Annotated in this window: 13 protein-coding genes, 2 tRNA genes, 3 rRNA genes and 1 riboswitch; of the genes, 15 read left to right on the forward strand and 3 right to left on the reverse strand. The window is 39.3% G+C overall.

Features of this window, described 5'->3' with window-relative positions; all coding sequences use genetic code 11:
- Positions 1-88 precede the first annotated feature (88 nt).
- On the reverse strand, positions 89-2,704 hold the full coding sequence (locus tag OK18_RS10385) for an MGH1-like glycoside hydrolase domain-containing protein (protein WP_053327952.1): 2,616 nt from the start codon (positions 2,702-2,704) through the stop codon (positions 89-91).
- 188 nt (positions 2,705-2,892) lie between these two features.
- A riboswitch (SAM riboswitch) is annotated at positions 2,893-3,000 on the forward strand.
- Positions 3,001-3,057: 57 nt separating this feature from the next.
- On the opposite strand from OK18_RS10385, the gene OK18_RS10390 reads away from it, so the two are divergent.
- The 7 genes from OK18_RS10390 to metF all read left to right on the forward strand — a co-directional run bounded on the left by OK18_RS10390 (position 3,058) and on the right by metF (position 12,722).
- Positions 3,058-3,996 carry an alpha/beta fold hydrolase gene (locus OK18_RS10390; protein WP_053327953.1) on the forward strand — a complete coding sequence of 313 codons (939 nt, stop codon included), beginning with the start codon at positions 3,058-3,060 and terminating at the stop codon, positions 3,994-3,996.
- Between the two features lie 2 nt (positions 3,997-3,998).
- Positions 3,999-5,537 carry an ACT domain-containing protein gene (locus OK18_RS10395; RefSeq protein WP_053327954.1) on the forward strand — a complete coding sequence of 513 codons (1,539 nt, stop codon included), beginning with the start codon at positions 3,999-4,001 and terminating at the stop codon, positions 5,535-5,537.
- Positions 5,538-5,665: 128 nt separating this feature from the next.
- On the forward strand, positions 5,666-6,826 hold the full coding sequence (locus OK18_RS10400) for an O-succinylhomoserine sulfhydrylase (RefSeq protein ID WP_053327955.1): 1,161 nt from the start codon (positions 5,666-5,668) through the stop codon (positions 6,824-6,826).
- Between the two features lie 76 nt (positions 6,827-6,902).
- Complete coding sequence (locus tag OK18_RS10405; protein ID WP_050020647.1) at positions 6,903-7,913, forward strand: homocysteine S-methyltransferase family protein; 1,011 nt, start codon at positions 6,903-6,905, stop codon at positions 7,911-7,913.
- Positions 7,914-7,995: 82 nt separating this feature from the next.
- Positions 7,996-9,087 (forward strand): fatty acid desaturase family protein, encoded by a 1,092-nt coding sequence (locus tag OK18_RS10410; protein WP_053327956.1) that lies wholly within the window; start codon positions 7,996-7,998, stop codon positions 9,085-9,087.
- 7 nt (positions 9,088-9,094) lie between these two features.
- The gene (gene metH / locus OK18_RS10415) at positions 9,095-11,755 is read left to right on the forward strand and encodes a methionine synthase (RefSeq protein WP_053327957.1); all 2,661 of its coding nucleotides are present in this window, start codon (positions 9,095-9,097) and stop codon (positions 11,753-11,755) included.
- Between the two features lie 7 nt (positions 11,756-11,762).
- Positions 11,763-12,722 carry a methylenetetrahydrofolate reductase [NAD(P)H] gene (metF, locus tag OK18_RS10420; RefSeq protein ID WP_053327958.1) on the forward strand — a complete coding sequence of 320 codons (960 nt, stop codon included), beginning with the start codon at positions 11,763-11,765 and terminating at the stop codon, positions 12,720-12,722.
- 281 nt (positions 12,723-13,003) lie between these two features.
- Here metF and OK18_RS10425 read toward each other — a convergent pair whose 3' ends face one another.
- Positions 13,004-14,155, reverse strand: a complete 1,152-nt coding sequence (locus OK18_RS10425; RefSeq protein WP_053327959.1) for a hypothetical protein — start codon at positions 14,153-14,155, stop codon at positions 13,004-13,006.
- A 102-nt stretch (positions 14,156-14,257) separates the two neighbouring features.
- Here OK18_RS10425 and folE point away from each other — a divergent pair, with 102 nt between their 5' ends.
- The 8 genes from folE to rrf all read left to right on the forward strand — a co-directional run bounded on the left by folE (position 14,258) and on the right by rrf (position 23,288).
- A complete protein-coding gene (gene folE, locus OK18_RS10430; protein WP_050020653.1) occupies positions 14,258-14,923 on the forward strand; it encodes a GTP cyclohydrolase I FolE in 666 nt (221 codons plus the stop codon).
- A 3-nt stretch (positions 14,924-14,926) separates the two neighbouring features.
- Entirely contained in the window at positions 14,927-15,358 is a 432-nt protein-coding gene (locus OK18_RS10435) for a DinB family protein (protein ID WP_053327960.1), read from the forward strand.
- 123 nt (positions 15,359-15,481) lie between these two features.
- A complete protein-coding gene (cysS, locus tag OK18_RS10440) occupies positions 15,482-16,948 on the forward strand; it encodes a cysteine--tRNA ligase (protein WP_050020655.1) in 1,467 nt (488 codons plus the stop codon).
- A 1,187-nt stretch (positions 16,949-18,135) separates the two neighbouring features.
- Positions 18,136-19,652, forward strand: a 16S ribosomal RNA gene (locus OK18_RS10445).
- 205 nt (positions 19,653-19,857) lie between these two features.
- A tRNA-Ile gene (locus OK18_RS10450) sits at positions 19,858-19,931 on the forward strand.
- An 83-nt stretch (positions 19,932-20,014) separates the two neighbouring features.
- Positions 20,015-20,088, forward strand: a tRNA-Ala gene (locus OK18_RS10455).
- A gap of 155 nt (positions 20,089-20,243) precedes the next feature.
- A 23S ribosomal RNA gene (locus OK18_RS10460) occupies positions 20,244-22,999 on the forward strand.
- Between the two features lie 181 nt (positions 23,000-23,180).
- Positions 23,181-23,288, forward strand: a 5S ribosomal RNA gene (gene rrf / locus OK18_RS10465).
- The 16S, 23S and 5S rRNA genes sit together here with 2 tRNA genes alongside, the layout of an rRNA operon.
- 537 nt (positions 23,289-23,825) lie before the next feature.
- Here the strand turns inward: rrf and OK18_RS10470 are convergent.
- Positions 23,826-25,124: an HlyD family secretion protein gene (locus OK18_RS10470; RefSeq protein WP_053327961.1), complete on the reverse strand. Its 1,299-nt coding sequence runs from the start codon at positions 25,122-25,124 to the stop codon at positions 23,826-23,828.
- Positions 25,125-25,158 lie beyond the last annotated feature (34 nt).

The following is a 25,158-nucleotide window of genomic DNA, read 5'->3' on the forward strand; positions in this document are numbered from 1 at the left end:
TATAAGCTCGTGGGGTAAAAAGAAATTCATTTTTTCTCTTCAGATTCACCAACTTTTTTAGTACTCATTACCTATTATTCATTGCTCATTAAAAGGTAAGTCTTGGTTTGATTAACTTCGCTACCGTGGCCGTCCAGCCCGTCTGGTGAGAAGCCCCTACGCCTCTTCCGTTATCACCATGGAAATACTCAAAGAATGTAATATAATCTTTAAAGTGTTCATCATGATTAAACTTAGGATTTCCCCCATTGAAAGCTCGCTCTCCATGTTCATTTTTTAAAAATATGGAACAGAGCCTTCTGCTGATATTCTGTGCCACTTCATCCAGATTTCTTTTATCACCGCTGCCAGTGGGAAATTCTACTTTCAGGCTGTTTCCGTAATAATAATGGAAGCGTTGTAAACTTTCCACAATCAGGAAATTGATAGGAAACCAGATCGGGCCACGCCAGTTGCTGTTGCCGCCAAACATTCTGCTGTCACTTTCGGCAGGAGTATAATAGACCACATTTTCCGTACCATGCACAGAAAATACAAACGGGTTTTCCTCATAAACTTTGGACATAGCCCGTATTCCATAAGAGCTCAAAAACTCTTTCTCATCAAGCATTCTTGTTAAAACTTTTGTTAACCTGTTTTTACGGAGGATGCTCATCAGATGTTTTCTCCCTTGCCCTTCCTCATCCCAGTGAGAGACAAGCTTGGTCAGCTCGGGCTTGTTTTTTAAAATCCATTCCATACGGCTCCGGAAGTTGGGCATCTTTTCCAATAAGCGATGATCAACAATTTCTACCGCAAACAAAGGGATGAGTCCAACAATACTTCTCAGCCTTAAAGAGACACTGTCTCCATTTCCCAGTTGCAGAACATCATAGAAAAATCCGTCTTCCTCATTCCATAATCCTTTTGTTCCTTCACCCAGGTTTTCCATGGCTTCTGCGATATAAAGATAATGTTCAAAGAATTTAATAGCCATATCTTCATACACCTGGTAATACTGGGCAAGTTCCATGGCAATCCTCATCATATTGAGGGCATACATAGCCATCCAGCTGGTACCGTCTGCCTGTTCAAGGTGTTGCCCGTCCTTTAAAACCATATTTCTGTCAAAAGCTCCGATATTATCGAGGCCAAGGAAACCGCCACCAAAAATATTCTTACCGTTCTTGTCCTTCCTGTTCACCCACCAGGTGAAATTTAAAAGAAGTTTTTGGAAGACCTTTTCAAGAAATAGCAGATCAGGATTTCCATTATTTTTTTCATCTATTTTAAAAACCCGGAAACATGACCAGGCATGTACAGGAGGATTTACATCACTCATATTCCATTCATAGGCAGGAAGCTGTCCGTTGGGATGCATATACCATTCTTTGGTAAGAAGTAAAAGCTGTCCTTTTGCAAACTCAGCATCAATAATGGAAAAAGGAACACAATGAAAGGCGAGATCCCAGGTTGCGTACCAGGGATATTCCCACTTATCAGGCATAGATATAATATCCTTATTGTGAAGATGGTTCCACTCTGTATTTCTTACATATTCGTTGAAGTTTCGGGGGGCTTCAAAATTAGGATCACCTTTCAGCCACTTTCCAATATTATAATGATAGAATTGCTTATTCCAGAGAAGACCTGCAAAAGCTTGTCTCTGAACGTTCTTTTCATCTTCATCAGTGGTTTCATTTTGAATCTCACTGTAAAACTCTTCCGCTTCGGCAATTCTGGTGTTGAAAATTTCATCAAAATCTTTAAAAGGCTCGTCAACTCCGTCAGGGCAAAACCTGAAATCGAATGTTCCGGACTGTCCTGCACCAATCATTTCATCAATCAGAAAAGCAGCTTTGGTACCTCTTTTCTCAGGATTTATCGTATTGCCCTGATGAATAATAAAATCATTGATTCCATCTTTATAATAGGTGTTTTCTGTTTTAGGGGCACCATATAGTTTTGGAGTATTGGTTTCATTATCACAAAATACACTTTGTGCATTCAAATTTCGGGAATAGATCTTTTTGATTGAAATACTGTCATGATTAACATTGATACATCCGTCGTGAGAAGCATTCATTTCTGCTTTATAAGTGTTGTAACCCCATTTCCAGTTATTCCTGAACCAGGCTGTAGGAGCCAGAACAATGGGAGCATCAGATTGGCTTCTGTTGTAAACTGTAACCCTGGCCAGAATGTCATTATGATCGGCCTTACAATACTCAATGAAAATGTCAAAATATTCATTATTATCAAAAATTCCCGTATCGAATAGTTCATATTCAGGTTCCTTTTTACTGCGTCTTCCGTTTTCAGTAAGGAGATCATCATAAGGAAATGCATTGATAGGGTATTTATACACCATTTTCATATAGCTATGCGTAGGTGTATTATCCAGGTAATAAAAAATTTCTTTGATATCCTCCCCATGGTTACCTTGGGGATTGCTCAACCCAAAGAAACGTTCTTTGACCATTTTGTCTTTCTTATTCCAGAATGAAAAGGCAAAACATAAAAGTTGTCTTGTATCAGAAATTCCGGCAATACCTTCTTCTCCCCACCGGTATGCATAGCTTTCCGCATTATTATGATTGGTATAATTCCAGGCATTTCCGTTGGGACTATAATCTTCCCGTACATTTCCCCATTGCCGGTTGCTTACATAAGGTCCCCAGTTTTTCCAATTGGTATCTTGTAATCTTTCTTTTTCGGCAGTCATATATCATCATTTTCCATACGAAGTTAGTTTTTTTGGAAAATAATTCCAATTCTTTTCATCTGAAGAATTATTAATATGCACTTGGAATACTTGTATTTAAGGCATTTTTTAAATATTAAATTATTTTTTTTTTTGAAATTCAAAGAAAAGAATTACCTTTGCACCATTCGTTCATTCAAATATTGAAAATGTTATCAAGAAAGGTTGAGGGATTAGACCCTATGAAACCTTAGCAACCCTTTGTGAAAGCAAAGAAGGTGCTACGTTCTACCAAAACTATTTTGGACAGATAACTTACTGAAGTTCTTTCAGCCATTTCCTGTGGCATTTTCAATTGTATTAAAATAATAGAATTGAAAACAGAACTAAACTATATTAATCTTTCGTATCAAACCAATTCCAATAAGGAATATAATATCCCGTTGAGTTATGAGCTTTTCGGGAAAGACCTGTTTACTGCCCCCATTATTTTGATTAACCATGCCCTTACCGGAAATTCCAATGTTTCAGGAGAAAAAGGATGGTGGAAGCAATTGATCGGAGAAAATCAGGTGATAGATACCCAAAAATACACTGTTCTGTGTTTTAATATTCCCGGAAACGGTTACGATCATTTTTTAATTGAAAATTATGAAGATTTCACTCCTTCAGATATCGCCGGTATATTTCTGAAAGGGCTGGAAGCACTGCATATCAAAAACGTGTATGCCATTATTGGAGGCTCCTTAGGAGGAGGAATTGCCTGGGAGATGCTTGCCAAGCAACCCGAACTGGCCGAAATTTTTATTCCCATAGCCTGCGATCACAGAACCCACGACTGGCTCCATGCACAATGTCTGGTTCAGAAATTTTTATTAAATGATAAAGATGAGCCATTACAAAAAGCAAGAATTCATGCCATGTTGTGTTACAGAACTCCACAATCACTTAACGACAGATTTCAAAATAAATACAATCAGGAAAAAGAAAGGTTAGAATCAGAAGACTGGCTTATTTATCATGGTAATGCTTTAAACGAAAGATTTAGTTTAAAAGCCTATAAACTGATGAATCATTTACTGATGAATATTAATACTGATGAATCAGCATTGGAGAAAATACAAGCACGAATGCACATGATCTCCGTTGATACCGATCTATTCTTTCCCGCTTCTGAAATACGGATGTGTTTTGAAAATCTAAAAAGGAAAAAAAAGAATATTTCTTATCACGAGATCCAATCTGTACATGGGCATGATGCCTTCCTAATGGAATATCAACAATTAAACAATATCATAAAAAACATTTTATAGTAATGAAAAATGCTAACGAAATAAAATTTTTGAAGAACAGATCAATCATCAAATTTGAAGGAGAAGATTTTTTAGGCGAAATTGGAATTGACGGACGAATTTTTAAAGCGCTGACCCTGGCGCGCATCAGTGTAGGCGTAATTTCTCAGCAGGCCATAGAAAACGGAATTTCCATATTAGTACATGAAAATGATGCAGAGAAAGCTGTAACGTGCCTTATTGATGAATTTGAAGAAGAAAGAAAATCAGGTAAAGTATCCCAGATATATAGTATTAATAATGTTTCTGTTATTGGTTTTGTAGCAGAAGACTTCAATAAAGTATTTGCCGAACTGGCCAGAAATAACGTTTTTCCGTTGCTTTTAAATCAAGTGGCCGGTGAAAATAGAGTAAATATCGTTGTTACATCATCGCAGGATGAGAAAACTAAAAATATTATAGAATCCGAAATTTTCAAAAAACCGAAAACTGTTCATCTGGCAATCATTGGACATGGAAACGTTGGAAAAACACTCATAGAACAGGTGCTGGAATCTTCGGATGAAATTAAAAAACGTAAAAATATAGACCTTAAGGTAGTGGCTGTAGCCAATTCAAAGAAAATAGCTTTCAATAAAAAAGGGTTTGATACCCAATGGAATGATGAGGTGCTGGCGGCAGAAAAACCTTCCAATATTGAAGAGCTGATCAGTTTCTCAAAAGAAAATCAGTTGGAAAATCTCATTGTTGTAGATAACACGGCAAGCAAGGACTTTGTTAAAAATTATCATGCATTGGCGGAAAATGGTTTCGACCTGGTTTCTTCCAATAAAATTTTCAATACACTCCCTATCGAAGAATACCGTAAACTAAGATATACGTTGAACAAAAATAACAGACGTTATTTGTACGAGACTAATGTTGGAGCTGGTTTGCCATTAATTGATACGATTAAATTATTGCACCTTTCAGGAGAAAATATCACAAGGATCAAAGGAGTATTTTCAGGAACACTAAGTTATGTTTTTAATAATTTCTCTTTGAGAGATGATAAATTCTCAACCATCATTAACGAAGCTCTGGAAAAAGGCTACACCGAACCGGATCCAAGAGAAGATCTGTCCGGAAACGACGTAGCCAGAAAATTATTGATTTTAGCAAGAGAACTGGACCTGATCAATGAGTTTGAAGATATCCATATTCAAAACCTTGTTCCGGAAAACTTACTTTCCGTTTCAAAATCAGAATTTCTTTCGAGACTTGGAGAACTGGATGAAGAATATCAGAAGATCAAAGAAAATCAAGAGCCCGGCCATGTATTGAGGTATGTTGGTGATTTACATGGAGACTTGCAGAAAGACAAAGGAGAACTGGATGTGCAGCTGATTTCTGTTCCGGCAACTTCAGCATTGGGACAGCTAAAAGGTTCAGACTCCATTTTTGAGATTTATACAGAAAGCTATGGAGAAAATCCTATCGTGATTATGGGAGCCGGAGCGGGAGCACAGGTAACAGCAAGAGGCGTATTCGGAGATATTTTGAGAGTAAGTGAAACAAAATAAAAACTAATGTAAAAATCTGGCAATATAACAGTGTACCAATGATGGTTATTACCGTTCTGGGCAAAATGAAGAATCTCATTGTTATATTGTTAGACTGCTACATTGGTAAATTGACAAATTAAAACTATATGGAAAATTTTGAAACATCAGCAATAAGAACACAAACGGAGCGAACACAGTTTGATGAACATTCTACTCCGCTATATCTTACATCCAGCTTTATTTTTCAGGATGCTGAAGATATGAGAGCGAGTTTTGCAGAAGAAAAACCTAAAAACCTCTACAGCCGTTTTTCTAATCCGAACGTAACAGAATTTACAGAGAAGATCGCAAAAATGGAAGGAGCAGAAACCGGATATGCATTTGCAACAGGAATGGCTGCTATTTATTCAACATTTGCCGCATTGTTAAGCGCAGGAGATCATATTGTAAGCTGTCAGTCGGTATTCGGTTCTACCCATACATTGTTTACGAAGTATTTTCCGAAATGGAATATCGAAACAACCTATTTCAAAGCCGAAGATGCAGAAAACGTTGAAAAACTGATTAAACCCAATACAAAAGTCCTATACCTCGAAACCCCTACCAATCCGGCCATTGAAATCCTGGATCTTGAATTTTTCGGGAAAATTGCAAAGAAACATAATCTTATTTTTATTGTAGATAACTGTTTTGCAACTCCTTATCTTCAGCAGCCCGTTAAATATGGTGCGGATGTTGTTGTACATTCTGCGACGAAGCTGATTGACGGACAGGGAAGAGTGCTAGGAGGCATAGCAGTAGGAAAAGCGGAACTGATCAGGGAAATTTATCTCTTTGCAAGAAATACCGGGCCTGCATTATCACCTTTCAATGCATGGGTTTTATCAAAGAGCCTGGAAACATTGGCGATCCGTGTGGAGAAACACTGTGAAAATGCATTGAAAGTAGCAGAATTTCTGGAAAGCCACCCCAATGTAGAACTGGTAAAATATCCGTTCCTGAAATCTCACCCGAGCTACGAGATAGCTAAGAAACAAATGAAGCTTGGAGGTAATATTGTCGCTTTTGAAATTAAAGGAGGCATAGAAGGCGGAAGAAACTTTCTTAATAAGATAAAAATGTGCTCGCTTTCTGCAAACCTCGGGGATACAAGAACAATCGTCACTCATCCGGCATCTACAACACACTCGAAACTGACTGATGAAGAAAGAAACGAAGTAGGAATTACAGCAGGCCTGGTGCGTTGTTCAGTTGGTTTAGAGAATATAGATGATATTATCGCAGACTTAAAACAGGCATTAGGTTAATCAGACAGAGAGCCCCGAAGGGCGATTTAACACAAAACAGGACGCAGTCCTGCCATTCTCATCAAAACAAGAGACTATGACCAATATAGAATCACTAAACAAAGCCCTTAATGAACGTATCCTCGTCCTCGATGGGGCAATGGGTACCATGCTTCAGCGGTACAAGTTCGAGGAAGAAGATTACCGTGGTGAACGCTTCAAAGATTGGAAATATCCGGTGAAAGGAAATAATGACCTGCTTTCCCTGACACAGCCTCAGGCTATAGAAGAAGTTCATAAAAAATACCTGGAGGCCGGTGCCGATATCATTGAAACCAATACATTCTCAGGAACTACGATTGCCATGGCAGATTATCACATGGAAGAACTCGTTTATGAGCTGAACTATGAATCCGCAAAGATTGCCAGAAAAGCCTGTGATGAATATACAGCAAAAAATCCTGATAAACCAAGATTCGTAGCAGGATCTATCGGACCTACCAACAGAACGGCAAGCTTAAGTCCTGATGTTAACGATCCGGGATACAGAGCTATTACTTTTGAAGAATTGCGGGTAGCATACAAACAGCAGTGTGAAGCTCTGTTAGATGGCGGCTCTGACATCCTTTTGGTAGAAACCATCTTTGATACACTCAATGCTAAAGCAGCTTTATTTGCGATCGATGAGCTACAGGAAGAAAGAGGAATTGAAATTCCTATCATGGTTTCAGGAACAATAACCGATGCCTCAGGAAGAACATTGAGCGGACAAACAGCAGAAGCCTTTCTCATTTCGGTTTCCCATCTGAATTTATTAAGTGTGGGATTCAATTGTGCATTGGGAGCAGATCAATTAACACCTTACCTGGAAACACTAGCCCACAATTCAGAATTCTATGTTTCAGCCTATCCCAATGCAGGCTTGCCCAATGCATTCGGGAAATATGATGAAACACCGGAAGATATGGCAAGGCAGATTAAGGAATATGTAGAAAAAGGTTTGATCAATATTATCGGAGGATGCTGCGGAACAACTCCCGAACATATAAAAGCAATTGCTGATCTGGTAGAAAAATATGAGCCGAGAAAATTGAGGAAATTAGTATGATTTAATAGATTTTTTTAATTAAATCAAAGATGTAGGCTGGCTTATAAATATTAATTTTAAATAAACCACAAAATTTAATGTAATGGAAAAGCCGATTTACTTGAAAGATCCAGAAGATGCTAAACTGTTTAATGAATTAAGAAAGAAAGTGAACCAACGTGTAGAAGCCATTCCTGAAAACAGGGATATTTATATTCAGATCAAAGCAGTTATTCTGCCGTTGAGTTATGTTGGGTTATATTTATTGGCTGTTTTAAATGCAGAAAAGCATTGGCTTTATATATTGAGTTTTATTCTGATGGGAATCTTTCTGGTCCTGATTTATTTAAATCTAATTCATGAAGCAGCTCATAATAACATCTATAAAAGCAAAAAACTGAACTGGCTGGTCTTACACATCTTTGACTTCGTAGGGGCCAATTCCTACATCTGGAAAAAAAGGCATATTGTAAGTCACCATGCATATCCTAATGTGGATGGATGGGATACAGATATAGAGCAAAGCGGTTTGTTATTAATCGTTCCATGGATCAAAGCCAAAGGGATTCAGAAATATCAGCATAAGTTTTTCTTTTTAGTATACCCGTTGTATTTGTTCAACTGGATGTTTATAAGAGACTTTAGAGATTTCTTTGATAAAGATAGAGTGATTTTAAAAACACAAGGCAGCATACCTGTTGTAGAAAAAATAAAAATGGTGGGTTATAAACTATTTTACTTTTTTTATCAGATTGTAGTTCCTGTTGTGTTCTTTAAAGTATCAATAGGCTTAGCATTAGGAGCCTGGTTTTTACAAGTGATATCAGCAAGTATCTTTGCTTTGTTTGTGCTTTTGCCTTTACACCCGCTACCGGATAACGCTTTTCCGAAATTAAGTAAAGATAACGGACTTCCGTTTAGCTGGCTTCGTCACCAGCTGGAAGTGACTAATGATTTAAAAGAAAATAACTGGTTGGTAAGAAATGTATTGGGGAACTTTAATTTCCATGTTGCCCATCATCTTTTTCCCAATTACAGTTATATGTATTATAATGAAATCACGGAGGAAATTGAAAAATTTGCCAAAGAACATGGGCTGGCGTATAAAAGATTTCCGTTGATGACTGCTTTAAGCAAGCATAGAGATTTATTGAAGCAGAATGCCAATAATGCCTACTATATTTTAGAAGAATAAAAAATTGATGAAATATTTAAGATTATCAGGCCTTGAGCCTCTGATCATAACACCGGAGAGTAATTTCATCAACGTTGGTGAAAGAACTAATGTTGCCGGTTCCAAAAAATTTTTAAGACTTATTAAAGAGGAAAAATTCTCTGAAGCATTAGATATTGCCCGCCATCAGGTAGAAGGAGGGGCACAGATTCTTGATGTAAATTTTGATGACGGATTGATCGACGGAAAAGCTTCCATGATCAAATTTCTGAATTTAATTGCCTCCGAACCGGATATTGCGAGAATTCCAATCATGGTAGATTCCTCCAAATGGGAGATTCTGGAAGCAGGTCTTCAGGTGGCACAAGGAAAATGTGTGGTGAATTCCATCAGCCTGAAAGAAGGTGAGGAAGAATTTATCAAACACGCAAAAGCAATCAAAAGATATGGGGCAGCAGTCATCGTAATGGCATTTGATGAGGTAGGACAGGCAGATAGTCTTGAACGGAGGATTGAAATCTCAAAGAGATCTTATGATATCCTGGTTAATCAGGTGAAATTTCCTGCAGAAGATATCATTTTTGATTTAAATATTTTCCCGGTGGCAACAGGAATGGATGAGCATAGAAGAAATGCGATCGATTTTATCGAAGCTACGCGCTGGGTAAGACAAAACCTTCCTTATGCCTCTGTGAGCGGAGGAGTCAGCAATGTTTCTTTTTCATTCCGTGGAAATGACACCGTAAGAGAAGCAATGCATTCCGTATTCCTTTATCATGCCATTCAGGCAGGAATGAACATTGGAATTGTAAATCCTGCTATGCTGGAAGTGTACGACGAAATCAATAAAGAATTACTGGAGCTCGTAGAAGACGTTATTCTGGATAGGAGAGAAGACGCTACAGAAAGGCTTCTTGAGTATTCAGAGAAGCATAAATCAGTAAAAAAAGAGAAAACTGAAGATTTAGAATGGAGAAGTTATCCTCTTCAGGAAAGGATCACCCATGCCCTGGTGAAAGGGATTGATCGCTTTATTGAAGATGATGTGGAAGAAGCCAGACAACAGGCCGAAAAGCCACTGCATGTTATTGAAATTAATCTGATGACGGGAATGGGAGTTGTAGGGGATTTATTTGGAAGCGGAAAAATGTTTCTTCCCCAGGTGGTAAAGTCTGCAAGAGTAATGAAAAAAGCAGTTGCTTATTTACAACCTTTTATAGAAGCAGAAAAAGACAATACAAAACCTGCTAATGGAAAAATTTTAATGGCTACTGTAAAAGGCGATGTTCATGATATCGGAAAAAATATTGTGAGTGTTGTTTTAGGCTGTAACAATTATGAAATCGTTGATCTTGGGGTGATGGTTCCTGCCGAAAAAATTATTCAGACTGCCATTGAAGAAAAAGTAGATGTGATTGGACTAAGCGGATTGATTACCCCAAGTCTGGATGAAATGGTATATATCGCATCAGAATTAGAAAGACAAAACCTGGATTTCCCGTTATTGATAGGTGGTGCCACCACTTCAAAAGCACATACCGCCGTGAAAATCGATTTAAAATATAAGAATGCTGTAGTTCACGTTAATGATGCATCAAGAGCAGTAAATGTGGTAAGTTCCCTATTGGGGGACAGAAATAAAGAGTATGTTTCTGACCTGAAGAATGACTATTCGGATTTCAGAGAGAAGTTCCTGAGCAGGCAGGTTGATAAAGATTACGTTTCCATTGAAGAAGCAAGAGAAAATAAATTCAAAATAGACTGGGAAAACGAAGAAATTTTTACACCGAATAAATTAGGGATAACCGTAATCGAAAATCAGGATTTGAGAGAACTATTGCCCTTTATAGACTGGTCTCCGTTCTTCAGAAGCTGGGATCTTCATGGGAAATACCCGAATATCTTAGAAGATGAGGTGGTAGGAGTACAGGCAAAGGAGCTTTTCAAAGATGCACAGGTTATCTTAAATAGGATTCTTGACGAAAAGCTATTAACAGCAAAAGCCATTTTTGGAATTTTCAAAGCTAATTCCAATGAAACCGATGATATCATAATTTTTGATGAAAATAATAATGAGCAGGCTAGATTTTTAACCTTAAGGCAACAAGCTCAAAGATCAAAAGGAAAAGATTATCTGGCATTAAGTGATTTTATTGCACCGCAAAGTTCCGGTAAAACTGATTATATGGGAGTGTTTTGCGTCACAACAGGTTTCGGAACAGATGAACTGGCAGAAGAATATGAAAAGGCCAATGATGATTACAACGCTATTATGGTAAAAGCGCTGGCAGACCGTTTTGCAGAAGCCTATGCAGAATTTCTACACAAAAAAGTAAGAACAGAATACTGGGGATATGCTAACCAGGAAAACTTAAGTAATGAAGAGCTTATTGCTGAAAAATATAAAGGAATCCGTCCTGCGCCGGGATATCCGGCTTGCCCGGACCATCTGGAAAAGAAAACCATCTGGGATCTTTTAAAAGTAGAAGAAAATACAGGGGTTTTTCTTACCGAAAGTTTGGCAATGTTTCCAACAGCATCAGTTTCCGGTTACTATTTCGGTAGTCCCCGTGCAAAATATTTTGGTTTAGGAAAAATTACGGAAGATCAGCTTGAAGATTACGCAGCAAGAAGAGGTTGTAGTATTCAGGAAGCTGGAAAATGGTTGTCACCCAATTTAGCAGATTAAATTAGATATGAAGATAACAGAACACATAAAAAATGCTAACGGAAAAACTTTATTTTCTCTAGAAGTTGTTCCGCCACAAAAGGGAATTGGTATTGAAGATTTGTACACGAATATTGATCCGTTGATGGAATTCAAACCACCATTTATCGACGTTACCACTTCAAGAGAAGAATATATCTATATCGATAAAGGAAATGGACTGATGGAACGCCGCATCACAAGGATGCGTCCCGGAACCCTTGGTATTTGTGCAGCGATTCAGCATAAATATAATGTGGATACTGTTCCGCACCTATTGTGTGGTGGCTTTACCAAAGAAGAAACAGAATATCTTCTGGTAGACTGTATGTACCTTGGTATTGATAATGTAATGGCATTAAGAGGAGATGCGATGAAAGGGCATCAGTATTTTGAACCAACCCAGGGCGGCCATGCGAGTGCGATGGAGCTTGTGAACCAGATTAATGACCTCGGAAGAGGGAAATACCTTCACAATGAAGAACAGGTTTGTGACGAACTCAACAAATTCTGCATCGGAGTTGCCGGATATCCCGAAAAGCATATGGAAGCTCCCTCCATGAATTATGACTTGAAATGGCTGAAGCAAAAAGTGGATGCCGGAGCAGATTATATTGTCACCCAAATGTTTTTTGACAATAAAAAGTATATCGAATTCGTTCAGAAAGCAAGGGAAATGGGAATTACCGTTCCTATCATTCCGGGAATTAAACCGATTGCAACAAAGAGACATTTGAAAATCCTGCCACAGGTTTTTAAAATAGATCTCCCTGAAGAACTGATCAACGAAGTAGAAAACGCAAAAAATAATGAAGCTGTAAAGCAGATAGGAATAGAATGGGCAATTACCCAATGTAAAGAATTACTCAATTTTGGAGTTCCTGTTTTGCATTTCTATTCCATGGGGAAAAGCGATAATATTAAAAAAATAGCCGGTGAGCTATTCTAATAAAAGTACCAGAAATGAAGGAATCCCTGTCTTAACCGGCAGGGTTTTTATTTTTTCTGAATCCAATACAAAAAACATAAATAGACAGATAAAAAATCCGAAGACTATCCACTGCTAGAAAAAATCAATAAAGTTGATTTCACCTTCGTCTCCTCAAAATATAACAGCAAACTAATAGAAATCTTTACGTCAAATAATATCGGGCTTTCCAAAAAGTAAACTGAATCTTTAGTTAATCAAAAACATCAATAACTCCCAGCTTCCAGCATTCATCTTCCCTACTAAAGAATGGTATGCCTCTCAAACTCCTTATTCCTGTCAAACAAATACCGGTAAGTAGCCAATTTTCTGGTTACTGTGGTATCAAGCATTTCCGCAATCTTAATCATTTTCGGATTAAAATCACCAATCCACTGAAGTTCAGTAATCGTAAAATCGGTATGCCTTCTCAAATGTTGTGTACCTTCCCAAATCATATAACCGTCTATTCCCCTTTTTTGCCATTCCGGAACCACACCAAATACGAGCCCCACCATTTTTTCATTTTTTTTGAACCGCTTTAACCATAGAAACTGAAGTTTTTCGAACATTCCTAGTTTTCCATTTAAATATTTTAACCATTGATTCAGATCAGGCAGATTGATCCACATAGCGATAGGCTTTTCATTTTCATAAACAAACCAGGAAATATGCTCATTGATAATGGGTTTCATTTTATTGAACATTCTTAAAACTTTTGCTTCTTCCAATTGTTTTCCTTCCCCATGAGATGCCCAGGCTTTGTTATAAATTTCTGTAAAGTCCTTAGCAAACTTCCCAAGATTATTTTTTTTCATAGGTTTTGCCAAAATAGCAGGGTTTCTTCGGTTTCTTTCATGGGCAATAGTGAAGACCCTTGAAACTTCTGCAAATATAGACCTCGTAAAGCAAAGTTGTTCAAAGTAAATCTGAAATCCATAATTTTCAAAAAGATCTTTATAGTAAGGAAAATTATAGTTCATTCCATACAGAGGTTCAGTAAACCCTTCAATCAGAAGTCCCCAGAACTTATCCCGCTCTCCGAAGTTGATTGGCCCGTCCATTGCCTCCATTCCTCTTTCCTGAAGCCAGTTTTTACAGTAATCGAAAATAAAATTGGCGGTTTCCTGGTCATTGATGCAATCAAAGAATCCCAATCCTCCGGTAGGTTGTTTTTGCTGATAATTAGGACTGATAAAAACGGCAACTTTTCCTACTGTTTTGTTATTGTTTTTGAATAGAAATCTTTTGCATGCTCCTTCTCTGAAAAATTTATTTTTTTCCGGATCAAAAATATCCTCAATATCGCGGTCTAGGGGGCGTATATAGTTTTTGTCGTTTTGATAAAGTTGTGCCGGAAATTCCAGAAATTCCCTTTTTTGGTCTTTGCTTTGTACTTCTGCGACAATAATCATAGGCTTTCTTAATCAGAGTAGGTTATAAAAGATAATGTTTTCGTCCCAATTGAATACAGAGGAACAGATATTATCCGTATTTTTGCTGCAAATTAAATAAAAATGGTTGATTTTACTGATAACGACGATGATATTTTCACAGGAAAAGAACATACGCCTATAAGGGAAGATGCTTTTGATAAATCGCCACAGGAAAAAATAGAAAAGATTACCGAGCTTTTCGGAGAGATTATGGAAACCCTGGGATTAGATATGACAGATGATTCTTTGAAAGATTCTCCAAAACGGGTAGCCAAAATGTATGTCAATGAAATTTTTGGAGGGCTTCTTCCTGAAAACAAACCGGGGATATCTACTTTTTCCAATAAATATAAATATCGTCAGATGTTGGTGGAGAAGGATATCACTGTATATTCTTTCTGCGAACACCACTTTTTGCCCATTATAGGAAGGGCCCATGTTGCCTATATTTCAAATGGCGAAGTTATTGGTTTATCTAAAATCAATAGGATTGTTGACTATTACGCGAAAAGACCCCAGGTTCAGGAAAGATTGACAATGCAGATAGTAGCCGCTTTAAAAGAAGCATTGGGTACAAAAGATGTGGCATGTATTATTGACGCCAAGCACCTTTGCGTAAACTGCAGAGGAATAAAAGATACAGCAAGCTCTACGATTACAGCAGAATTAAGTGGTATCTTCAGAACGAACCCAATTACAAGGCAGGAATTTTTACATTATGTAGGAAGCCATGCAAAACTAGACTAGTCCATGAACTACCAGATCCTTAAAAATATTATAGATGCAGAACTTCAGAGATTCCAGACGATTTCTGAAGAAGAATGGGAGTATAAAGCCGCCCCTGAAAAATGGTCTAAAAAAGAAATTATAGGCCACCTTTGTGACAGTGCTTTTACAAATATCCGTAGATTTGTAGTCACTCAATATAAAGAGAACGAGAATATCGTATATGATCAGAATATTTGGGTAAAGGCCCAGAACTATCAGAACATTCCCATTTCCGAATTGATTAATCTTTGGAAAGCGTTGAATGATCAGATTGTTCATGTTGTAGAAAATATTCCCGATGAAGCACTGCAAAGAACCTGCGATACTACCAAAACAGAACTTCAAAGGTTTACCCTGGAGTTTATCATTAAGGATTATGTAGATCATTTGCAGCATCACTTAAAAGCGATTTAATGATGATAAAATTTAAAAAAGTTTCATATAAAATTTTTATCACGACAATTATTTGTTGTGTCGGATTTTTATTTTAACTAATTTTTGAATCTTAAAACTATTGAATCTTTTAATAAAAAATAAATGCAACTAAAAATATATAACTCGCTTACAGCGGAAAAAGAAATATTCAAACCGATCTTGGAAGGAAACGTAGGAATGTACGTCTGCGGACCTACTGTGTATAGTAATGTGCATCTGGGGAACGTTAGGACCTTTCTTTCCTTCGATTTTATCTACCGTACCTTAATGCATTTAGGATACAAAGTAAGATATGTAAGAAACATCACCGATGCCGGACACCTTACTGATGACGGAAATGTAGATAACGACAGATTCGTAAAACAAACCAGACTGGAAAAGCTGGAACCTATGGAAATTGTTCAGAAATATACAGTAGATTTCCATAAGGTCTTAGATATGTTCAATTTGCTTCCTCCAAATATTGAGCCTACAGCAACAGGACATATCGTAGAACAGATTGAGCTGACCCAAAAATTAATAGACACAGGTTTCGCTTACGAAAGCAATGGTTCCGTATACTTCGATGTATTGGAATACAATAAAAGAGGGTTAAACTATGGTGAACTTTCAAAACGCAATATTGAAGAGCTTTTTGCCAATACCCGTGATCTTGACGGACAAGGAGAGAAGAAGAATCCACAGGATTTTGCCCTTTGGAAAAAAGCATCTCCAGCCCACATTATGAGATGGAACTCGCCTTGGGGAGAAGGTTTTCCGGGATGGCACCTTGAATGTACTGCAATGAGTACAAAATATCTGGGTGAAACTTTCGATATCCATGGTGGAGGGATGGACCTGAAGTTCCCACATCATGAATGTGAAATTGCCCAGGGGAAAGCTTGCAATGGTGCTGCTCCGGTACATTATTGGATGCATGCCAATATGCTGACGATGAATTCCCAGCGTATGAGTAAATCTACAGGAAACTATATTCTTCCGATGCAGTTGGTAACAGGAGAAAATGACTTTTTTGAAAAGCCTTTCCATCCGTCAATTGTACGTTTTTGCTTCCTGCAGGCCCATTACAGAAGTGTTTTAGACATTTCCAATGATGCAATGATCGCCAGCGAAAAAGGATTTATCAGATTGATGGAAGCTGTGAAAGTATTGAACTCCATTATCCCTGACGAAAGCAAACAATCAGGGTTCAGCCTTACAGAATGGAAGAAAAAATGTTATGACGCATTAACAGATGATTTCAACTCTCCAATCCTGATCGCTCATTTATTTGAAGCCGTAAAATATATTTTTGCTTTAAATGATGGCAAAGAAACGATTTCAACAACAGATCTTGAAGATCTAAAGTCAACATTGAATGCCTTTATCTTCGATGTTCTGGGATTACAAACTGTAGAGGAAAACAATAACGAAAAATTGGATCAAACCTTAAAAGTTTTAATTGAGCTAAGAAATCAGGCAAGAAAATCCAAAAACTTCGAACTTTCAGACCAGATCAGAGACAAGTTGCTTGCTGAAGGGATAGAATTAAAAGATGGTAGAGATGGAACATCCTATGTTCTGAATTAAAAATAAACGTTTAGTTTTATAAAAATTCCGTAAGAGTCTGTGATTTAGGATTCTTACGGAATTTTTTTATTCTATTTAGAATTTAACCTTACTCAGATAAGAAATTCAGGCTCTCTCAACTCAAATTTGCATCTTTATTCCTATTTCCTTATAGTATCTCCATATAAATAAGTGTGGAAAATCAAGCAATACATGTATGATATTACTAACTGTAATGCTGAATTTATTCTTATCACAGATCTATTTCTTTGTATTATTTATCTTCTTATTGCAGGCCATTGTTCCACTATCATCTTAATGAGCTAGCATTCTACTTCGTATTTATAAAAATTAGGCCTATCTAATGAATTGCGTGGACCTTAGCTGCTAACATATAGCTCGTTTAGCTTTCCTCCCCGAACCAACTCTCCACATTCCTCTGTGCCAATCCGTGTAATCTGTGGTGAAATAAAATAGCAATGTCTTTTTTCATTACGATATCAATATGTTTTGGCTAAGGCCAGTGGAATCTTATGGTTATTGATCCCGGGCTAAAGCCGGGCCTATTGAATAGGTATATTTATAATATTCTCAAAACTTAAAAACAATGATTAATTTACATCCAGCCGTCATTGATAAAAAAATACTCCAACTTTTAATTTTCCAATTGCCCCCTTTAAACATTTGTTTATAATTTTATCGCTAATTGCCAGCCTTTTAGCTTAAAATAGGAATTGGAAATGAATTTTATGTTAACTAGACTTGTTTTGCGTTGTATAAAGTTGTTATCTTTGCCCCACTGAAAACGAGAGAGTATCAGTCAAGCGCAGAAGAGCTTTTAGATAAGCAAGGAACATTATTTACTTTATAAGATAAAGACAAAAAAACTTTAAATTTTTTAACAAAAAAGATTGTGAGTTAAAATAAAGTTTCTATCTTTGCAGTCCGAATAAATCGGAGCGCAGGAGTAGGGGGTGATTGAGGTTTTGAGAAGAATTAAGGTTACTTAAAAAACTTTAAAATTTTCTTTAGGAACATTTGGTCATTACAAAATAAAGTTTTACTTTTGCACTCGCAAATACGGAGCGGATAGACAGAAAGATTGCTTCGTTAAAAAGCGGAAGATATAAAGATCATTGACATACAATATAACAACCAAGTAAGGAAAAACTAAAGCGTTAAAAACTTTGAGTGAGTCAGACAAACATACAATGGAGAGTTTGATCCTGGCTCAGGATGAACGCTAGCGGGAGGCCTAACACATGCAAGCCGAGCGGTAGATTGCTTTCGGGCAATTGAGAGCGGCGTACGGGTGCGGAACACGTGTGCAACCTGCCTTTATCTGGGGGATAGCCTTTCGAAAGGAAGATTAATACCCCATAATATAAGAGACGGCATCGTTTTTTATTGAAAACTCCGGTGGATAGAGATGGGCACGCGCAAGATTAGATAGTTGGTGAGGTAACGGCTCACCAAGTCGACGATCTTTAGGGGGCCTGAGAGGGTGATCCCCCACACTGGTACTGAGACACGGACCAGACTCCTACGGGAGGCAGCAGTGAGGAATATTGGACAATGGGTGAAAGCCTGATCCAGCCATCCCGCGTGAAGGACGACGGCCCTATGGGTTGTAAACTTCTTTTGTATAGGGATAAACCTTTCCACGAGTGGAAAGCTGAAGGTACTATACGAATAAGCACCGGCTAACTCCGTGCCAGCAGCCGCGGTAATACGGAGGGTGCAAGCGTTATCCGGATTTATTGGGTTTAAAGGGTCCGTAGGCTGATTTGTAAGTCAGTGGTGAAATCTCACAGCTTAACTGTGAAACTGCCATTGATACTGCAAGTCTTGAGTGTTGTTGAAGTAGCTGGAATAAGTAGTGTAGCGGTGAAATGCATAGATATTACTTAGAACACCAATTGCGAAGGCAGGTTACTAAGCAACAACTGACGCTGATGGACGAAAGCGTGGGGAGCGAACAGGATTAGATACCCTGGTAGTCCACGCCGTAAACGATGCTAACTCGTTTTTGGGATGTAAGTTTCAGAGACTAAGCGAAAGTGATAAGTTAGCCACCTGGGGAGTACGAACGCAAGTTTGAAACTCAAAGGAATTGACGGGGGCCCGCACAAGCGGTGGATTATGTGGTTTAATTCGATGATACGCGAGGAACCTTACCAAGGCTTAAATGGGAAATGACAGGCTTAGAAATAGGCTTTTCTTCGGACATTTTTCAAGGTGCTGCATGGTTGTCGTCAGCTCGTGCCGTGAGGTGTTAGGTTAAGTCCTGCAACGAGCGCAACCCCTGTCACTAGTTGCCATCATTAAGTTGGGGACTCTAGTGAGACTGCCTACGCAAGTAGAGAGGAAGGTGGGGATGACGTCAAATCATCACGGCCCTTACGCCTTGGGCCACACACGTAATACAATGGCCGGTACAGAGGGCAGCTACACAGCGATGTGATGCAAATCTCGAAAGCCGGTCTCAGTTCGGATTGGAGTCTGCAACTCGACTCTATGAAGCTGGAATCGCTAGTAATCGCGCATCAGCCATGGCGCGGTGAATACGTTCCCGGGCCTTGTACACACCGCCCGTCAAGCCATGGAAGTCTGGGGTACCTGAAGTCGGTGACCGTAAAAGGAGCTGCCTAGGGTAAAACAGGTAACTAGGGCTAAGTCGTAACAAGGTAGCCGTACCGGAAGGTGCGGCTGGAACATCTCATTTTAGAGCGTTGAAGAACGTTAAACAAAATTAGTGTCCTAGAGACACAGTACTTACTTAAAGTAAAGCTTTAGTTTTTTGTTTGGTTGGTTATATTATAAATACACAACCCACTAGAAATTAGTAAAGGGATTGAGACAAAGAGGCAAGATAAAAGAAGGAAGCGCAGTCTGATATCTAATATCTGAAATCTGTTAGTCTAACAGACAGTCTCGTAGCTCAGCTGGTTAGAGCGCTACACTGATAATGTAGAGGTCGGCAGTTCGAGCCTGCCCGAGACTACTAATTAAGGCGGCTGGCAAATAGCTTATAGCAGATGGCAAGAAAGCCAAAAGCAAGAAGCAAATCGCTAGAAGCACCTAGAGGGGGAATTAGCTCAGCTGGCTAGAGCGCCTGCCTTGCACGCAGGAGGTCAAGGGTTCGACTCCCTTATTCTCCACATAGTGGATGGTTTAGTTTTAAACAAGCAGATAGAGCCAAAAACAATATTTGCGAATTAAACTTGAAATAGCAATTAAGATCATTGACATTAACGGTAAAGACATCACAAAGAGAAAACCGAGCGCATAAAGCGCTTGAGTAACCAAAAATAGGAAAGAAATCGTTAAGGGCGTATGGCGGATGCCTAGGCTTTCAGAGGCGACGAAGGACGTGGTAAGCTGCGAAAAGCTACGGGGATTGGCACACACGAATTGATCCGTAGATATCCGAATGGGGCAACCCAATACATTGAAGATGTATTACCTCGTAAGAGGGGCAAACCCGGAGAACTGAAACATCTAAGTACCCGGAGGAAAAGAAATCGAAGAGATTCCGTAAGTAGTGGCGAGCGAAAGCGGATTAGCCCAAAAGTCTTTATATATTTAGAAGAATGTTCTGGAAAGAACAGCCATAGACGGTGATAGCCCGGTATTCGAAAGGTATATTTGGATGATAAATGAGTAGGGCGGGACACGTGAAATCCTGTCTGAATATGGGGGGACCATCCTCCAAGGCTAAATACTCCTGAAAGACCGATAGTGAACAAGTACTGTGAAGGAAAGGTGAAAAGCACTTCGAATAGAAGGGTGAAATAGAACCTGAAACCGTACGCCTACAAGCGGTCGGAGCAGCGTAAAGCTGTGACGGCGTGCCTTTTGCATAATGAGCCTACGAGTTAATTTTACTAGCGAGGTTAAGTAATTAAGTTACGGAGCCGGAGCGAAAGCGAGTCTGAATAGGGCGGATAGTTAGTAGGATTAGACGCGAAACCTTGTGATCTACCCATGGGCAGGTTGAAGCTCTGGTAACACAGAGTGGAGGACCGAACCGGTTGACGTTGAAAAGTCTTCGGATGACCTGTGGGTAGGGGTGAAAGGCCAATCAAACTGGGAGATAGCTCGTACTCTCCGAAATGCATTTAGGTGCAGCGTCGCAACAAAGTTTATTAGAGGTAGAGCTACTGATTGGATGCGGGGGTTTCACCGCCTACCAATTCCTGACAAACTCCGAATGCTAATAAATGTTTTGCGGCAGTGAGGGCATGGGTGCTAAGGTCCATGTCCGAGAGGGAAAGAACCCAGACCAACAGCTAAGGTCCCCAAATATATGTTAAGTTGAAGCAACGCGGTTGGACTGCATTGACAGCTAGGATGTTGGCTTGGAAGCAGCCATTCATTTAAAGAGTGCGTAACAGCTCACTAGTCGAGCGGTCCGGCATGGATAATAATCGGGCATAAACATATTACCGAAGCTATGGATTTATATTTTATAATATATCTGGTAGGAGAGCATTCTATTTGCGCCGAAGCAGTACTGTGAGGTATTGTGGAGCGGATAGAAAAGAAAATGTAGGCATAAGTAACGATAAAGGGGGCGAGAAACCCCCTCACCGAAAGACCAAGGCTTCCTCAGCCATGCTAATCAGCTGAGGGTTAGTCGGGACCTAACGCGAACCCGAAAGGGGTAGTGGATGGACACAGGGTTAATATTCCCTGACTTGCTCACGATAAAAGGGGACGGTTGGATGTATCTGCTGGAGACTGACGGAATAGTCAAGGCCTAGCCTTCGGGCGAAGCTGCTGTAGAGTAATCTGATCCAAGAAAAGCCGAAGTGAAGCAACCCGTACCAAAACCGACACAGGTGGTCGAGGAGAGAATCCTAAGGTGCTCGAGTGAGTCGTGGCTAAGGAACTAGGCAAAATAGTCTCGTAACTTCGGAAGAAGAGACGCCTCCCTCCGGGGAGGCCGCAGTGAAGAGGCCCAGGCGACTGTTTATCAAAAACACAGGACTCTGCTAAATCGAAAGATGCTGTATAGGGTCTGACACCTGCCCGGTGCTGGAAGGTTAAGGAAGGTGCTTAGCGTAAGCGAAGGCATTAACTGAAGCCCCAGTAAACGGCGGCCGTAACTATAACGGTCCTAAGGTAGCGAAATTCCTTGTCGGGTAAGTTCCGACCTGCACGAATGGTGTAACGATCTGGGCACTGTCTCAGCCACGAGCTCGGTGAAATTGTAGTATCGGTGAAGATGCCGATTACCCGCAATGGGACGAAAAGACCCTGTGAACCTTTACTATAACTTCGTATTGACTTTGAGTAAGTAATGTGTAGGATAGGTGGGAGGCTTTGAAGCAGGCACGCTAGTGTTTGTGGAGCCGTCGTTGAAATACCACCCTTTACTTACTTGGAGCCTAACTTCCTATGGAAGGACATTGCGTGGTGGGTAGTTTGACTGGGGTGGTCGCCTCCAAAAGAGTAACGGAGGCTTTCAAAGGTACCCTCAGCACGCTTGGTAACCGTGCGTAGAGTGTAATGGCATAAGGGTGCTTGACTGTGAGACCAACAAGTCGATCAGGTGCGAAAGCAGGACATAGTGATCCGGTGGTTCCGTATGGAAGGGCCATCGCTCATAGGATAAAAGGTACTCCGGGGATAACAGGCTAGTCTCCCCCAAGAGCTCACATCGACGGGGAGGTTCGGCACCTCGATGTCGGCTCGTCACATCCTGGGGCTGGAGAAGGTCCCAAGGGTTGGGCTGTTCGCCCATTAAAGTGGCACGCGAGCTGGGTTCAGAACGTCGTGAGACAGTTCGGTCTCTATCTATTGCGGGCGTTAGATGTTTGAGAGGGCTTGATTCTAGTACGAGAGGACCGAATTGAACAAACCTCTGGTGTATCAGTTGTACCGCCAGGTGCACCGCTGAGTAGCTACGTTTGGAAGAGATAAGCACTGAAAGCATATAAGTGCGAAACTCGCCTCAAGATGAGACATCTTTTAAGGGTCGTTGTAGATGACAACGTTGATAGGCTATAGGTGTAAAGGCAGTAATGTCATAGCCGAGTAGTACTAATTACCCGTAGATTTATAGCCTATGGTTGCTATAAAATTATCATATTAAACATATAATAAATGACAAGTACTTTATGCGCAGTAAAGGTTTTGTCTTTGTGAGAGTTTTTATCGCTTAAAACCGCAAATGGCAGTAAGCAGTTAGCGATTGGCAAAAAAGCCAAAAGCCAGCAGCAAATAGCCAGATGCTATATACCTTCTTTAGGGTGGTTTTAGCGGTGGGGCTCACCTGTTCCCATTCCGAACACAGAAGTTAAGCCCACCAGCGCCGATGGTACTGCTAACGCGGGAGAGTAGGCCGCCGCCAGTTTTTATTTTATTTTAAAAGTCTCATACAGTAATGTGTGAGACTTTTTTTGTTATAGACCCATCCCATCTATATTATATCTATCCCACGCCTATGTACCTGGAACTATCCCTGCACTTATACAGGGTGAAGAGTGAGAAACAGATAATAGATAATAGATAATAGATAATAGATAATAGATAATAGATAATAGATAATAGATAATAGATAATAGATAATAGATTCCGGATAGTGAATAGGTTTTGGCTAAAGCCTGGGGAATTTTATGGTTTTTATTGAGCACGGGCTAAAGCCCGTGGCTATTGAATAGCTGTGCTCATCATATCTTTTTCTAAACATTAAAGCATATCCGTATATTCCTTGACCTTTTCCCAACCCAAATCTCCACATTCCTCTGTGTCAATCCGTGTAATCCATGGTGAGATAAAATAGCAATGCTTTTTCCATTATGGGTTTATCACTAGCTTTATTTAGCACGGGTCGTTATTTATAATAAAACCCGCAAATCTGAATAGAAATTGCGGGTCTAATTTAACATTCCTAGCTCTGGTAGCCCAGTAATTTTCTGATCTGATAGAAGAATCTTTCAATAAGTCTTAAATCCTGGGTAACGATTTCAGCATTTCCTCTAAGCTCTTTATCGAAAACCAGTGTTTGGTTATAGCTTGTTTTAAGACCTTTGGGAAGGATGACATCCACATAATAATTTCCTTTGTCATCGGGTATAAGAGAAATATTCTGAACTTTTCCTTCTATAATACCGTATTCCTGAAATCGGTAATTATCGAGTTTTATCAAAACTTTTTCACCAGGGACAATCTTACCGGAATTAGTTGACGGTACAGACATCCTGCCTACCAGCTTTTCTTTTTTCTCAGGTAAAATTGATAAGATAGGATCTCCTGCTTTTACAAACTGATTCTCTCCGAAAAATTGCTGAAAACTGGCCACGCCATCTGTAGAAGAAATCACAAGATAGTTCTGTTCCCATTGTTTTAAAGATTTGCGCAATTGTTCGAACAATTGTAACGTTTGAGATGAATAAGTGATTCTGTCTTTTTCTGTATTGATGGCAGCCCCGCTTTTGGTTTTGTTCAGATTGGAAATTCCTTCTTCTATCTGGGAAATAGAAATATTAAGATTTTCAAGGTTCTGCTGGGCCTGAAGAAATTTGATTTTTTCATTTTCAAGTTCCATGGATGAAATTACTCCTTGATTGAACAGGTCCTGAGAGCGCTGGAAACTCTTTTTTGTCAATTCATATTTAGCACTTTCAAGGCTTTTTTGCTGTTTCAAGGTGGCAATTCTTACACGGTTTTCGGAAATACTCTGATTGGCTGCAATATTTTCAGGTGCATAAGGCTGCAGCCTGATAAAAAGCTCTTCATCCTGAAAGGCTTTTGCAAAATTGTTGTATTCTGCCTGCAGTTCTCCCAGTTTAAATCTGGAAGTCCGGGTAAGAGGAAAAGATCGTAGCTGATCAGGGGTAATTGAATCTACCAGTTTTTTCAGCTCAAGAACATCTTTATAGTTGGCAGCAGACTGCATTACCATAAGGACGTCATTTTTTTTAACGTGCTGATGGTCTTTAATAAATATCTTTTCAATTTTGGAGCTTACCCTTGCTTCTATTTTTTCCGGAGGATTTTGTGAAGTTACAATAATAGGAGCCGGAACAAATTCCGGATATTTGATAATATAACTCATCACAAGAATTAACAGGAGAATAATAAATATAAGCGTATTTCCCCAGCGGATCATCCAATGAGGAGGCTGGGTAAGAATATCCTGTACACTTTCCGAACGGAGTTCAATATTGTCTAAAATGTCTTCTTTCATAATCTGAATATATAATCCCTTCAGTGGGGGATTA

Origin of the sequence: Chryseobacterium gallinarum, assembly GCF_001021975.1 — a bacterium.
GTDB classification, from domain to species: domain Bacteria; phylum Bacteroidota; class Bacteroidia; order Flavobacteriales; family Weeksellaceae; genus Chryseobacterium; species Chryseobacterium gallinarum.